At 71.1% G+C, this 12,803-nt stretch carries 14 protein-coding genes and 4 tRNA genes; 13 read left to right on the plus strand and 5 right to left on the minus strand.

The annotated features are described in order from the left end of the window. Window positions 1–25 precede the first annotated feature (25 nt). Window positions 26–667, plus strand: coding sequence for a superoxide dismutase (locus H181DRAFT_RS09895; protein WP_045863881.1), 642 nt, complete (start codon window positions 26–28; stop codon window positions 665–667). Window positions 668–908: 241 nt separating this feature from the next. Here H181DRAFT_RS09895 and H181DRAFT_RS09900 read toward each other — a convergent pair. The 4 genes from H181DRAFT_RS09900 to H181DRAFT_RS09915 all read right to left on the minus strand — a co-directional run bounded on the left by H181DRAFT_RS09900 (window position 909) and on the right by H181DRAFT_RS09915 (window position 3,016). Further along, a tRNA-Phe gene (locus H181DRAFT_RS09900) sits at window positions 909–982 on the minus strand. 4 nt (window positions 983–986) lie between these two features. After that, window positions 987–1,061 (minus strand) — tRNA-Asp (locus H181DRAFT_RS09905). Window positions 1,062–1,100: 39 nt separating this feature from the next. After that, window positions 1,101–1,173, minus strand: a tRNA-Glu gene (locus H181DRAFT_RS09910). A 205-nt stretch (window positions 1,174–1,378) separates the two neighbouring features. Beyond that, entirely contained in the window at window positions 1,379–3,016 is a 1,638-nt protein-coding gene (locus H181DRAFT_RS09915; protein ID WP_052708524.1) for a metallophosphoesterase family protein, read from the minus strand. Window positions 3,017–3,119: 103 nt separating this feature from the next. Here H181DRAFT_RS09915 and H181DRAFT_RS09920 point away from each other — a divergent pair, with 103 nt between their 5' ends. The 5 genes from H181DRAFT_RS09920 to H181DRAFT_RS09945 all read left to right on the plus strand — a co-directional run bounded on the left by H181DRAFT_RS09920 (window position 3,120) and on the right by H181DRAFT_RS09945 (window position 7,314). Further along, entirely contained in the window at window positions 3,120–3,482 is a 363-nt protein-coding gene (locus H181DRAFT_RS09920) for a metallopeptidase family protein (protein WP_189039635.1), read from the plus strand. Beyond that, window positions 3,479–4,057: a fluoride efflux transporter FluC gene (locus H181DRAFT_RS09925; RefSeq protein ID WP_052708525.1), complete on the plus strand. Its 579-nt coding sequence runs from the start codon at window positions 3,479–3,481 to the stop codon at window positions 4,055–4,057. The genes H181DRAFT_RS09920 and H181DRAFT_RS09925 overlap by 4 nt, the downstream gene beginning before the upstream one ends. Continuing rightward, window positions 4,054–4,428 (plus strand): fluoride efflux transporter CrcB, encoded by a 375-nt coding sequence (crcB, locus tag H181DRAFT_RS09930; protein ID WP_045863882.1) that lies wholly within the window; start codon window positions 4,054–4,056, stop codon window positions 4,426–4,428. The genes H181DRAFT_RS09925 and crcB overlap by 4 nt, the downstream gene beginning before the upstream one ends. A gap of 905 nt (window positions 4,429–5,333) precedes the next feature. Continuing rightward, window positions 5,334–7,175: a DEAD/DEAH box helicase gene (locus H181DRAFT_RS09940; RefSeq protein WP_045863883.1), complete on the plus strand. Its 1,842-nt coding sequence runs from the start codon at window positions 5,334–5,336 to the stop codon at window positions 7,173–7,175. Window positions 7,176–7,241: 66 nt separating this feature from the next. Then, window positions 7,242–7,314: transfer RNA gene (locus tag H181DRAFT_RS09945), tRNA-Lys, on the plus strand. A gap of 150 nt (window positions 7,315–7,464) precedes the next feature. On the opposite strand, the gene H181DRAFT_RS28765 is transcribed toward H181DRAFT_RS09945, so the two are convergent. Next, the gene (locus H181DRAFT_RS28765) at window positions 7,465–7,947 is read right to left on the minus strand and encodes a hypothetical protein (RefSeq protein ID WP_052708527.1); all 483 of its coding nucleotides are present in this window, start codon (window positions 7,945–7,947) and stop codon (window positions 7,465–7,467) included. A gap of 110 nt (window positions 7,948–8,057) precedes the next feature. Between H181DRAFT_RS28765 and H181DRAFT_RS09955 the strand changes: the two genes are divergently transcribed. The 7 genes from H181DRAFT_RS09955 to H181DRAFT_RS09985 all read left to right on the plus strand — a co-directional run bounded on the left by H181DRAFT_RS09955 (window position 8,058) and on the right by H181DRAFT_RS09985 (window position 12,683). Beyond that, entirely contained in the window at window positions 8,058–8,471 is a 414-nt protein-coding gene (locus tag H181DRAFT_RS09955) for a hypothetical protein (RefSeq protein ID WP_045863884.1), read from the plus strand. Further along, window positions 8,468–8,932 (plus strand): hypothetical protein, encoded by a 465-nt coding sequence (locus H181DRAFT_RS09960; RefSeq protein ID WP_045863885.1) that lies wholly within the window; start codon window positions 8,468–8,470, stop codon window positions 8,930–8,932. The genes H181DRAFT_RS09955 and H181DRAFT_RS09960 overlap by 4 nt, the downstream gene beginning before the upstream one ends. A 507-nt stretch (window positions 8,933–9,439) precedes the next feature. After that, window positions 9,440–9,751, plus strand: coding sequence for a DUF4333 domain-containing protein (locus H181DRAFT_RS09965; protein WP_045863886.1), 312 nt, complete (start codon window positions 9,440–9,442; stop codon window positions 9,749–9,751). A gap of 354 nt (window positions 9,752–10,105) precedes the next feature. Continuing rightward, window positions 10,106–11,152, plus strand: coding sequence for a YbaB/EbfC family nucleoid-associated protein (locus tag H181DRAFT_RS09970; RefSeq protein ID WP_052708529.1), 1,047 nt, complete (start codon window positions 10,106–10,108; stop codon window positions 11,150–11,152). Between the two features lie 24 nt (window positions 11,153–11,176). Next, window positions 11,177–11,479 carry a type VII secretion target gene (locus tag H181DRAFT_RS09975; protein ID WP_045863887.1) on the plus strand — a complete coding sequence of 101 codons (303 nt, stop codon included), beginning with the start codon at window positions 11,177–11,179 and terminating at the stop codon, window positions 11,477–11,479. 18 nt (window positions 11,480–11,497) lie between these two features. Beyond that, window positions 11,498–12,232, plus strand: coding sequence for a hypothetical protein (locus H181DRAFT_RS09980; protein WP_045863888.1), 735 nt, complete (start codon window positions 11,498–11,500; stop codon window positions 12,230–12,232). A gap of 127 nt (window positions 12,233–12,359) precedes the next feature. Next, window positions 12,360–12,683, plus strand: coding sequence for a hypothetical protein (locus H181DRAFT_RS09985; RefSeq protein WP_107068714.1), 324 nt, complete (start codon window positions 12,360–12,362; stop codon window positions 12,681–12,683). The last annotated feature ends 120 nt before the right edge of the window (window positions 12,684–12,803 follow it).

Here is a 12,803-nt window from a genome sequence, read left to right on the forward strand (position 1 = left end):
CCACAGACGATGCGGAGGACCAGCCATGGCGACCTACACGCTCCCCGAACTCCCCTACGACTACGCCGAACTCGAGCCCGTCATCAGCCCCGAGATCATCGAACTGCACCACGACAAGCACCATGCCGGCTACGTGAAGGGCGCCAACGACACGTTGGAGCAGCTGGCTGAGGCGCGCGACAAGGAGGCGTGGGGATCGATCAACGGCCTGGAGAAGAACCTGGCGTTCCACCTCTCCGGCCACATCCTGCACTCCATCTACTGGCACAACATGACCGGCGACGGCGGCGGAGAGCCCCTGGACAAGGACGGCGTCGGCGAACTCGCAGATGCGATCACCGAATCCTTCGGCTCCTTCGCGGGGTTCAAGGCCCAGCTCACCAAGGCCGCAGCCACCACCCAGGGTTCGGGCTGGGGCGTCCTCGCCTTCGAGCCCCTCAGCGGTCGGCTCGTCGTCGAGCAGGTCTACGACCACCAGGGCAACATCGGCCAGGGCTCCACCCCGATCCTCGTCTTCGACGCCTGGGAGCACGCCTTCTACCTCCAGTACAAGAACCAGAAGGTCGACTTCATCGAAGCCATGTGGCGCGTCGTCAACTGGCAGGACGTCGCCAAGCGCTACACCGCAGCCAAGCAGCGCGCGGACATCCTTCTGCTGGCTCCTTGAGTCTTCTCCGCGCAACGGCTCGGGGTATGGACTGAGACCCCCGAGACTGCGGCGAAAGGCAGACAGCTCTACAACGTGCCCCCGGAAGCCATGATCTGGGCCGCACCTCCTGGATGGGAGGTGCGGCCCAGGACCAAAGTAAGAGCGGGACGCTGGTAGGCGTCGGAATCGGCGTCATCCGGCGCACGCGAAAGCCCCCGCCGAGCGAACTCGACGGGGGCTTTTCGCTGTTCATCTGCGGTGGCTGGGGCCGGGGTCGAACCGGCGACCTTCCGCTTTTCAGGCGGACGCTCGTACCAACTGAGCTACCCAGCCGCAGCGGTCCTGACGGGATTTGAACCCGCGGCCTCCACCTTGACAGGGTGGCGAGCACTCCAAACTGCTCCACAGGACCAAGCATCGTGCGAGCACAAGTCTCGCACAGGGTGGTGCGTGCCCCCAACGGGATTCGAACCCGTGCTACCGCCTTGAAAGGGCGGCGTCCTGGGCCACTAGACGATGAGGGCTGATGGCCCACCTGGGCGCTTCCTGTACGTCAGCGCGTCGGGGACGTGAGAAGCATATGGGATAGCGGGAGCGTTCGCCAAAACGGTTACGGGGAGTTGGCCGGGCCGCGGTCCGCCTGCGGAGGGCGGCCGGTGCGGCGCCCGGTGAGTGACCGAGCGCGACGGGTCGTCCGCCGGGCTCTCCGGGCCGCTCCGCCCCGGGCCGTCAGTCCTCCTCCGGGCTGCCCGAGCGGGACGCCCCCGGCGAGCCGGAGGGACTGGCCGGGCCGGAGGGACTGGTGGAGTCGGAGGGGCTGGGAGAGGCCGGTGCGCCGGGCTCGCCGTCCTCCGCGAGGTGCCTGGTGACCTCCGCGGTGGACAGGCCGAGTCCGCCGAGGGTGATCTCGTCCCATGCCTGCAGCTCGCCGTCGTCGCGGTCCAGGTAGAGGACGGACGCCGAGACGTTCTGCGGTTCCTCCTTCTCGACGGCGCGCAGGCCGCCGCCGCCCGTCGAGCCTTCGATCATCAGCCGGGTGTCGTGTCGGAGGATCTCGTTGCTGCGCTGGTGGGTGTGGCCGGCGAGGGCGAGGGGGGCGAGGCCGTCGGCCTGCTTGACGAGCACGGGGTTGTGGGAGATCGCGATGTCGACGGGGGTGCCCGCCGCCTTCTGGGCGCGCAGCGCCGCCGCCAGTTTCCGGCCCTCCTCGCGCTCCTTCGGGTCGCCCTCCGGCCGTACGGAGCGGTCGGGTGTGAACTGCGGGTCGCCCCAGCCGGCGAGGCGCAGCCCGGCGATGTTGTACGGCACGCCGTCCTCGAGCACGTGGACGTTGCTGCCCTTCTCCTCGGCCATGTCCTCCAGCGCCTTCTGGGTGGTGTCGGAGTCGTGGTTGCCGCGGACCCACACGTAGGGGGCGCCGAGATCGCGTACGGGCTCCAGGAAGCCGTTCTCGGCGGACGTGCCGTGGTCCATGGTGTCGCCGGTGTCGATGATCGCGTCGATGTCGTACTGCTCGACCAGCGACTTGATGATCTCCCAGGCGGCGGGGTTGAGGTGGATGTCGGAGACGTGCAGGACGCGGGTGGTGGAGGGGTCGGGCTGGTAGGCGGGGAGGGTGGACGTCGCCTCGTAGAGCTTCGTGACGTTGGAGACGAGACGGGCCAGCTCCCGCTGGTAGATGTCGAAGTCGCTGACGATGCTGCGGGCGTTGCCGACGACGGAGGGGGCGCTGGCGAGAAGTCCTGAGAACTTGGGTTCGAGTACGGATTTCGGGTTCCACGTCGCGAAGGCGGTCGCTCCGGAGACCGCGAACAGCGCGAGAGCGAGACCCCCGGCGGCCAGGGCGCGGCGGGGGCGCCGGTAGACGGCGAGTCCCAGGGCGCAGGCGCCGACGACCGCGGCGGCGGTGGCGCGCAGGGCGAGGTCGGCGGTTCCGGAGCGCACGTCCGAGGTGATCTCGCTTTCGAGGCCCTCCAGGCGTTCGGGATGGTCGACGAGGGCGGTGGCGCGCTCCTGGTCGAGCTGGTCGACGTCGACGTCGAGGCGGAGCGGCGCGTAGTGGCTGCGCAGTTCGAGGGCGCCGAGCGGGGAGACGTTGACCTTCGTGCCGCCGGTGAGGGACGGGCGCAGCGTCATCTTGGTGTCCATGGGCCCGACGGGCGCGTCGACGCTGCCGACGATCAGCAGGCCCAGCCAGGCGCCGAAGAAGGCGACCGCGGCGAGTCCGAGGGCGCGTGCGTACGGGCGCGGCGTGCTGGTGAGGGTGAGGGCGGTGGTCGTCGAGCGCGTCCGGCTGCCCGGGAGGGCCCGGCGCACCCATTGCGGCAGTCGGTGCGGTTTGCGGGGCTTGCTGACGTCACGGCCCATGAGGCCCCCTATGCCCGTCCGGCCCGCCGCCTATGCGGGAACGGGCCGGACGGGCACAGGGGGAGGCGTGCACGCCGGGGAACGGGTGGCCGACAATGGCCGGGTGCTGGAGATGACGCGCGAGGACTTCGAGGAGCTGGTGGCCGAGGCGCTCGACCGCATTCCGCCGGAGCTGACGAGGCTGATGGACAACGTCGCGGTCTTCGTCGAGGACGAACCGCCGCCCGAGGACCCGGAGCTGCTGGGCCTGTACGAGGGGACGCCGCTGACGGAGCGGGGCGAGTGGTACGCGGGTGTGCTGCCGGACCGGATCACGGTCTACCGCGGTCCGACGCTGCGGATGGTCGAGGCGGAGGACGGGGGCCGGGACGGCGTCGTCACCGAGGTCGAGGTGACGGTCGTGCACGAGATCGCGCACCACTTCGGCATCGACGACGAGCGGCTGCACGAACTGGGATACGGATGAGCGGCGGCGCTCCGGACGGCCCCGGCGGCCCGGACGGCGTCCCGGATCCGCGGGGTGAGGCGGTCGACCCGGACGTCGATCTGCATGTGCCCGCCCAGCGGGCCGAGACGCGGGGCCGCCACGGGCTGACCGTCGTCGCCGTCATCGGCGCCGGCGGTGCCCTGGGCGCGCTCGCGCGGCACGCCATGCAGGTGTGGCTGCCCGCGGGAGGGAACGGGACCGGCTTCCCCTGGGCGATCTTCTCCGTCAACCTGCTCGGCTGCGCGCTGATCGGAGTGCTGATGGCGCTGGTCGGCGAAGGGGGCCGGGAGGGGCGTGCCCACGCCCTCGTGCGGCCCTTCCTGGGGGTGGGCGTCCTCGGCGGCTTCACCACGTTCTCGACGTACGCGGCCGACGTGGCGCTCCTGCTGGAGGGCGGGCGCCCCGGTGTGGCGGCGGCGTACCTCGGCGGCACCGTGCTGGGCGCCTTGGCCGCCGTGTGGGCCGGAGCGTCGGCCACGCGTGCGGCGCTGACGCCGGGGCGCGGCAGCGGCCCGGGCGGCCACCGTCCGGACGTCGGCGGGGGTGTGCGGTGAACTGGCTGCTCGTGGCCGCGGGCGGCGCCGTGGGCGCGCCGCTGCGCTACCTGACGGACCGGGCCGTCCAGGCCCGGCACGACTCGCTCTTTCCGTGGGGGACCTTCACCGTCAACGTCGCGGGCAGCCTCCTGATGGGCCTGCTGACGGGTGCGGCGGTCTCCGGCGCCGCCGGTCCGCAGGTGACGGCGCTGCTGGGCACCGGGCTCTGCGGAGCGCTCACGACGTACTCGACGTTCTCGTACGAGACGCTGCGGCTGGCCGAGAAGGGCCGTGGACTGCAGGCGGCCGCGAACGTGGCCGGTTCGCTCGCCGCCGGTCTGGCCGCCGTCTTCCTGGGGCTGGCGCTCGGACGCGGACTGGCGGCGTGACCCTTTGCCCGAAGAGGGAGTTGGGCACGGCGTCCCGTCCCGTGCCCTGGAGGTACCGCCGTGCGCCGTCGTGCGTCATCGTCTCCGTCTTCGCCGCCCGGGAGTCCCGGTGACGCGGTGGTCCCGCGGTTCCCGGCGGCCCCGCTGCTCCGTGACGGCCGCGCCGCAGCGCGCGGAGCGCTCGCCGGGGTGCTGACGGCGGCCGTGCTCTCGTGCGCCTCGGGCTGCATGACCGTCAACGGCGCGGAGGCGGACGGCACTTCGCCCGGGGGCCGGGCGCGTCCGGCCGGGTCCGGGGCGGCGGGCGCGGACGGCGCGGCCGCCGCTGGTGCCGGTGAGCGCGAAGGCGGCGGCCGTCCGGGGAGCGGAGGCGGCCGGGACGGGAAGGGAGACCGCATGTCCGGCGGGCACGGCGCCGGGCGGGACGGCGGCGGTGCGGGCGGGAAGGACGGGCACCGCGAGGGCCCGTCGAAGGAGTCGGGACGGCGGGGCTCCGGGGGGACCGGCGGTGGAGGCGGCTCCGCCCCGGACGAGGGGCGGCCCCCGTCGCGTCCCAAACCCCCTGCCCCGCCCCGCACTTCGCGTCCCCGTCCGCCCGCCCCGCCGGCGACGAGTGTGCCGAAGCCCACTCCGACGCCGCCCGGGCCCCAGCCGACGTCGCCGACGCCGCCGACCAGCGGCTAAGGGGCCGCGGGAGGGGTCCGGCCCCTCCCGGTCGTCATTTGCGCAGCGACCCGCAGGGTGCGTATGCTGGTTGATCGTTTGATCCCATTTGCCCGGCGCCCTTGAAGAGCGCGCCGCGTGGCGCGTTTCTCTTAGCCGTGGCTGACCGCATAGAGGCGGTCGTTTGCGAATTCACGGAGTCTGGGCGCGTGCTGCTGAACTCCGGAAGGTTCGCATTTCGCATGTCTGTTGCTTCTATCGACGCTCTCCTGCCCGAGGACGAGGAGACCGTCACCTTCGCCGATCTCGGACTCCCCGAGGCGGTCGTGCGCAAGCTCGCGCAGAACGGTGTCACCACCCCCTTCCCCATCCAGGCCGCGACCATCCCGGACGCGCTGCGGGGCAAGGACATCCTCGGCCGCGGCCGTACCGGCTCCGGCAAGACCCTCTCGTTCGGCCTGCCGCTGCTCACGCAGCTCGCCGGCGCCCGCACGGAGCGCAAGCGCCCCCGCGGCGTCATCCTCACGCCGACGCGTGAGCTGGCCATGCAGGTCTCCGACGCGCTCCAGCCGTACGGCGACGTGCTCGGCCTGAAGCTGAAGGTCGTCTGCGGCGGCACGTCCATGCAGAACCAGATCACCGCGCTGGAGCGCGGCGTCGACATCCTCGTCGCGACGCCGGGCCGGCTGCGCGACCTGATCGGGCGCGGCTCGTGCTCGCTGGCGGACGTCGAGGTCGCGATCCTCGACGAGGCCGACCAGATGTCCGACCTGGGCTTCATGCCGGAGGTCACCGAGCTGATGGACCAGCTGCCCGAGGGCGGGCAGCGGATGCTCTTCTCCGCCACGATGGAGAAGGAGATCGACACGCTCGTCCGCCGCTACCTCGACAGCCCGGTGCTCCACGAGGTCGACGCGGCCCAGGGCGCGGTGACGACCATGAGCCACCACGTGCTCGTCGTGAAGCCGCGCGACAAGGCGCCCGTGACGTCCGCGATCGCCGCGCGCAAGGGCCGCACGATCATCTTCGTCCGCACGCAGCTCGGCGCCGACCGAGTCGCGGAGCAGCTGCGGGAGGGCGGCGTGGGCGCCGAGGCGCTGCACGGCGGGATGACGCAGGGTGCGCGCACGCGCACCATGGCCGACTTCAAGGACGGCAAGGTCAACGTGCTCGTCGCCACGGACGTCGCGGCACGCGGCATCCACGTCGACAACATCGACCTGGTGCTGAACGTCGACCCGGCCGGCGACCACAAGGACTACCTGCACCGTTCCGGGCGCACGGCCCGCGCGGGCCTGTCGGGGACGGTCGTCTCGCTGGCCCTGCCGCACCAGCGCCGCCAGATCTTCCGCCTGATGGAGGACGCGGGCGTCGACGCCTCGCGGCACATCATCGGACGGGGCGACGTCTTCGACGAGGAAGTGACCCGCATCACGGGCGCCCGCTCGCTGACCGAGGTGCAGGCGGACGCCACCGCGAACGCGGCCAAGCAGGCCGAGCGCGAGGCGGCGAAGCTCACCCGGCAGCTGGAGCGTGCGCAGAAGCGTGCGGCCGAACTCCGCGAGGAGGCCGAGCGGTTGACGGCGCGGGCAGCGCGCGAGCGGGGCGACGACCCCGACGAGGCGGTCGCCGAGGCCGCCGCGGCGCTGACCGCCGAGGTCGAGGCCGAGATCGCGAAGGAGCTGCGCAGGGAGCAGCGCCGCGAGGAGCGGGAGCTGCGCGAGCAGCGGGACCAGCGCCGTGACACGAAGCGCGACGACCCCCGCGGCGGTGACCGCCCGTCCTTCAACCGCGACCGCGACCGGCGCGACGGCGACCGCCGTGACGACCGCCCGTCGTTCAACCGCGGGCGCGACCGGGACCGGCGTGAGGGCGACCGCGGCGGGTTCCGCCGTGACGACCGGCCGTCGTACAACCGTGACCGGCGTGAGGGTGACCGTGGCGGGTTCCGCCGCGACGACCGCCGTCCGGGCTCGCACAGCCGCGACGACAGGCGCCCCTACGCCCGGCGCGACGACCACCGCGGCGGCGGCCGTTCCTTCGACCGCCGCACGGACAAGCCGCGTTGGAAGCGCAACGGCTGACACCTCCCCAGCACGAAGGCCAATGCCTTCGAAGCCCGGCGGTGCGCCGGGCTATGCTGCGGGGGCGGGCCGTTAGCTCAATTGGCAGAGCAGTGGACTTTTAATCCATTGGTTGTGGGTTCGAGTCCCACACGGCCTACCGGATGAGACCAGGTCAGCTAGGTCCTGACCTGGTCTTTTCCTTTGCCGCGCCCTTTCGGTCCGGGGAACGCGATGATCTTTGCCCCCCCGTGTGTGGCCGTCGTGTGGCCACCGGGCAGGGCCTCGGCGCCCACCGACACCAACTTGCCTATCTGTGTGGCCGACCCTCCTCATGCGGGACTGGTTGAGGCGCGCGTGAGGGGCCCCGGGGGACCAGAGCGGCGGTTGCCTCGGCAGCCGCGGCGGCCACCTTCGGCATGACCGACTCGTAGGTGTCTCGGGTGAACCATGTGCTGCTGTGTCCGAGCGTCTCGGACACGATCTTTTCGTCAACGTCGGTCGTCAACGTCGGCGGCGAGCATGAGCGAGGCCGCAGTGTGCCGGTGTCGTAGGTGATGCCGATGTCGCCGCCGGGTTGGGCTTGGGCGTAGTCGACGAGGTCTCGGGCAATGCCGAGCTGATCAACTCCCTTCGCTGTGCGGGTGGTACGCAGTGTGCGGTGTTCGAGGTAGGTGTCGAAGGTGCCGGCCTTGCCGATGCAGTCCTCGACGCTGACCTCGGTCAGCGGCAGGACATCGAGGAGCCGGTCCGACCGCAGATCGCGGACGGGAATGCGGTATTGCGACGTCACGATGTGATCGCCCGGAAGGGCGTTGCTGCGCTTGTGGAGGCTATGACGGAAGGGGCCGGTATTCGTACGCTTGCCATCAAGGGTCCTTGGACGAAGGGGGTTGCGTTGGTATGGAACTCATGGAGCTGCTGCGGCAGGGCATGACCGCATTAAGCGGACTGCTTGTGACTGACGCATACGCGGCGATGGTGCGTCCGCGACTGGCGGCACTGTTCCGCAGGTACGGAGACGCGGGCGAGATGCCGCAGTTGGAGACGCTGGACGAGCTGAACGCGGAGCTCACCGCGGCAGGTGACGAAGGTTCTGAGGAGCGGCGGGAGGCTGCCCGGATTCAGTTGCAGGAGCTCGTGCGACAGCTCGCCGAACAAGACCCGTCGATCATCGACGACTTGCTCGCCCTGGCGAACGAGCAGGGCACCGACGTCGAGGGCGGAGACGTCTCCGTCGTCATGTCGAACAACACGTTCAACGGGCCCGTGGTCGCCAACGGTTCGCAGACCATCACCTACGAAGGCCGGGCGTGACGAGCGACCAGGACCACAGCGTCAACGACAGCGAGTTTCAAGGCCCGACGGTGATCCATGGTGAGCAACACATCCACCAGTACGGACGATCGTCGTCCACCTCCAAGCCGAGTCCGCCCCAAGACCCGAAAATCCGGGCGCAGGCAGAGCAGGAGCACCTACGCAAGCTGCTGCTGCGCGCGGCCTGGATCGGATCCGCCGCCAGTTGGAGTGTGGGTGGAACCGTTGCCGTGGCGCAGTTGCCAGAACACATGGGACCAATCACTTGGGTGTTCTGGACTGCCCTCGCTGTAGCACTCGTAGGGGCGCCGCTCGACATACTGTTCTTCCGGCTACGACTACGTTGGGAGCAGCGGGAGCGCTACTGGCTTTCCACCAAAAGGCCAACGCTGGGTTATGAGATCCTCGTGCGCATCTTCCTCTTCCTCTTTCTCCTCTACGGCTCCGTCAGCAGCTTCTAGCAGACTCGGTGCTCACCAGTGCGCGGAACACCACCGCAGCGTGGTCGCGGCGCGCGGATCGGGGCTCGAATCGCCGGATCGGAACGTGGTCTCGTTGCGGCCGGGGGCGAGGTGAACGCGGGCTCGGCCCGACTCTCGACGCTCGCGGCGGCGAGCAGACTCTCGCCGGTGTCGAGCAGCAGCTCGTGCTCAAGGACGGTGCCGGTCTCGTGGTTGATCAGCCCCTCATGAGATGACCAACCCGAAGCCCGCAGCAAACCCCTTACCCCGAACGGCTTTGAACGGGTTGATGCGAGCTCGGTGCCGAGGCGGTGGCCGTCGCTCCCGGTGTCCCTGGGCCGGGGCTCTCCGGAACGGTCGGGTTCACCAGTGAAGATCGTCGACGGGCGGCGACGGGAGGTGGTGAAGACCCGCAGGACCGCGATCCGGCGCTGTTAGACACAGCCCGACGAACGTCGCCTTTCCGGCCCTCGCGGCCCCACACCCCTGAAACGGAGCCATTACCCCATGCTCAAGTCCCTTTCTTCCGCTGTCACTTGGGGTCTGGCCGCCGCGGCCGCCGGCGCGCTCCTGACGGGCTGTTCGTCGGAGGCGAAGCTGCCCAAGGACGAGTTGGGGGACACGGTGGCCGAGAAGCTCGCCGCGCAGACGGGCCAGCCGAAGCCGGACGTCGCCTGCCCGGAGGACCTCGCCGGCAAGGTCGGGACGACGACGCGCTGCAAGCTCACCGCGAGCGACGGCACCAGCCTCGGCGTGACCGTCAAGGTCACCTCCGTCGACGGAGACAAGATCAACTACAGCATCAAGGCCGACCAGTAGGTTCCCCGCCGCGTTCCCGCGTTCCCGCGTTCCCGCGTTCCCGCGTTCCCGCGTTCCCGCTCGCCGGGCCCCGGGCCCCGGGCCCCGGGTCTGAACGTGCCGGAGCACGGAGGCAGTTGGGGCGCGCGGACGCAGCGCTCGCCGTCCCGGTGGTCCGGCGCCAGGCCCCTTCGTCCGTCCCGAGCGGTACACCGCGCGCACCTCAGCCGATCGGCGGCTTTTCGAGGTGAATGCCCATCAGTTGGAAGCGTTCGAGGACGCTGGGGATTGACAGAAGCCAGCGTTCCGGACGAGGGTTCTGGCGCCGTCGCCCTGCAGCAGGCTGCGGGGCGGCTAAGACGAGGGGGACACGGGATGGCCGACGAGATCCTGGCAGCGCTGCGCAATTTCCAGCAGTACACCGCTGGGCTGCAAGGGCTCCTGCAGGAGGTTCAGCGGGGCATGCCCCCGGGCGCGGAGGGACGCGACGCGGGCGGCGCGGTGACCGTCCGGCTGGGAGGCGACGGCCTGCCCGAGACGGTGACGTTCGCGCGGGACTGGCCCCGGAAGTGCGAACCCGAGGCCCTGGGCAACGCCGTCACCGAGGCTTACGGTGCCGCGATGAGCGCGTCCATGGCCGCCATGCAGCGGGCGATGGAGGGCATGGACCTGCAAGGCCGCGCGGAAGAGCTGCGGCAGGAGATGGAGCGCGGCGACGGCGCTGCCCCCCGCTCCTCCACGTCGGGCCGCGACGCGGGCGCAGGACCGTTCGGGGGCGATCCGGGTGCGCCCGGCCAGGCCCCCGGCGGCGACCCCGGCGCGCCGAGCTGGACCGGCGGCGGTGACCCCGGCGCGCCGAGCTGGACCGGCGGCGGTGACCCGGGCGCTCCCGGTCAGGCCCCGGGCGGTGACCCGGGCGCCCCGGGCTGGGCACCCGGCGGTGCCGGCCCCATGGGCCCCCCGGTGCCCGCGGGCCCCCCGTCCCCGGGTGCTCCCGGCGGCGGGCCGGGCGACGACCCGGCCCCTGTCGACGTCCCCGGCCGCGACCTGCGGTTCGTCGTTCCCCGTCCCATCGGCGAGGTCGCCGAGGAGATGATGAACGCCTTCGACTCGGTGTCGGGCCTGAACCTGGACTCCCTCGCGGACGCGCAGGTGGAGGGGAAGGACTCCGGACACAGGGTCACCGTCGTCCTGAGCAAGGGAAACTTCAACTCGTGCCGCGTGGACGCCTCTTGGGCGCAAGGCAAGTCGGCCGTCGCGCTCGGGCAGGCCGTCGAGGCGGCGCTGTCCGACGGCCGTGCGGCACTGGCCCGGCTGGAGGACTCCGCCGGGAAGGCCACGCAGGACCGCCAGCTGGACGGGCTCCTCGACGAGGCACTGGCCATCCTCCGCGACCCCAAGCGCTTCACCGGCGGACTCTGACGCATCCCGACAGGAGCACTGACCATGGCACCCACTCTGAAGACGGTCACCGACGCGTTGCGCAGCGAGGCGCGCATGTGGGACCGGCAGGCCGAGACGATGAAGGGCGTGCACAACACGATCGAGGGACTGCGCCTCACGCGGCTCGAGGCAGGCATGTTCCAAGTGCTGTTCTCGGCCTACGAGAAGGCGGTCGACGAGCTCTCCGCCCGCTGCAACGAGGGAAGCGAGCGGATGGGAGAGATCGCGGACGCGCTCGTCAAGAACGCGACGGCGTACGACAACAGAGAGGCGGACACGACCGCCTCCATCGAGGGCGCCTACTAAGGCGGAACGGGGAACCGGATGTCATTCAGCTCGGCTCAGTACCAGGCCACCATCGACAAGCTCGTCAAGGGCACCGAGGACCTGGCGGCGAAGCTCAAGGACGTGGGCCCGAAGGCCGAGTCCACCGCCAACAAGTGGTACGTCCCGAAGCCCATCGCGGACGCCCTGATCTGGTGCGCGAACAAGCTCATCGAGGCGGGAAGCTGGCTGCTGAAGAAGATCGGCGAGGTGCTGGAGGGCGCGGCCGCGCCCATCACCTTCTTCTTCTACGCGAACGACTGGCAGGGCGACGTGCGCGGCAAGGCGTCCACCGTGACCGGTGAGACGGCCGCCGACGCCCTGAAGGCCCCCGACAAGTGGGAGGGCGACGCGGGCACCGCCTACAGCAAGGCGGTCAAGGACCAGACCACGGCCGCCACCTCGATCGAGACCAGCGCCGACAAGATCGCCACTGCCCTGACGTTCTCGGCGGTGGCGGGGCTCGCGTTCTACGTGGCCATCGGCGTCATCCTCGTCAAGTTCATCGCCGCCACGATCGCGGCGATCGCGGCGCTCGGCTCCGTCGTCTTCTCCTGGGCCGGTGCCGCCCTCATCGTGGAGGAGGCCGGCGTCAACTCGGCCCTCATCATCGCGGCCGTCACCACCCTCGTCGCCGCGCTCGGCACGCAGGCCCAGCAGATGGCCGTCGTCCAGGGCGAGGCGCAGGACAACTCGGCGTTCCCCGGCGGCAAGTGGCCGTCCGGCACCGCCTGAGCACGGCCCCGTGGGACGGTGCGGCGCAGCCGGACCGTCCCGCCCGGCCCCGGCCGCGCGTCTTTCCTGTACGTTCCCTCCCATCCCCCGAGAGAGCGGAGAGGTGAATCCCCTGTACGGTCCACGCGTGCTGCTGTGGTGCCTTGCACTCGGCGGTCTCTTCCTGATCTTCATCGCCCTTTCCCAGGAGCAACTCCCCCTGGCCTACGTGGGGTTCGTCCTCGTCGTCGTCTGTCCGGGCCTGGCCGAGGTGTACGCGCAGCGCAGGCGGCGCAGCGACTGGTTCGGCCGGCAGTTCGCTTCGCAGGAGGAGTTCCTGCGTTCCCTCGACACCGAGGGCCTGCGGCGCGTCCGGGACGACAAGGGGCTCGCCGAAGCGGTCCGCGAGCTGCGCCGACAGCACCCCAAGCTCCCTCTGAAGACCGCTGCGGAGACCGTCAAGCAGCTCTAGGCTCCCCGTCCGGCGTCCGGCGTCCGGCGTCCGGCGTCCGGCGTCCGGCGCCCGGCGTCCGGGTCCGGCGCCCGGAGTGCGGCAGAGCGGCCCGGCCCGGCGGCGGTGCGCCCGGCCTTC

Source organism: Streptomyces sp. WMMB 714 (assembly GCF_900090125.1).
In the GTDB taxonomy this organism is placed as follows: domain Bacteria; phylum Actinomycetota; class Actinomycetes; order Streptomycetales; family Streptomycetaceae; genus Streptomyces; species Streptomyces daqingensis.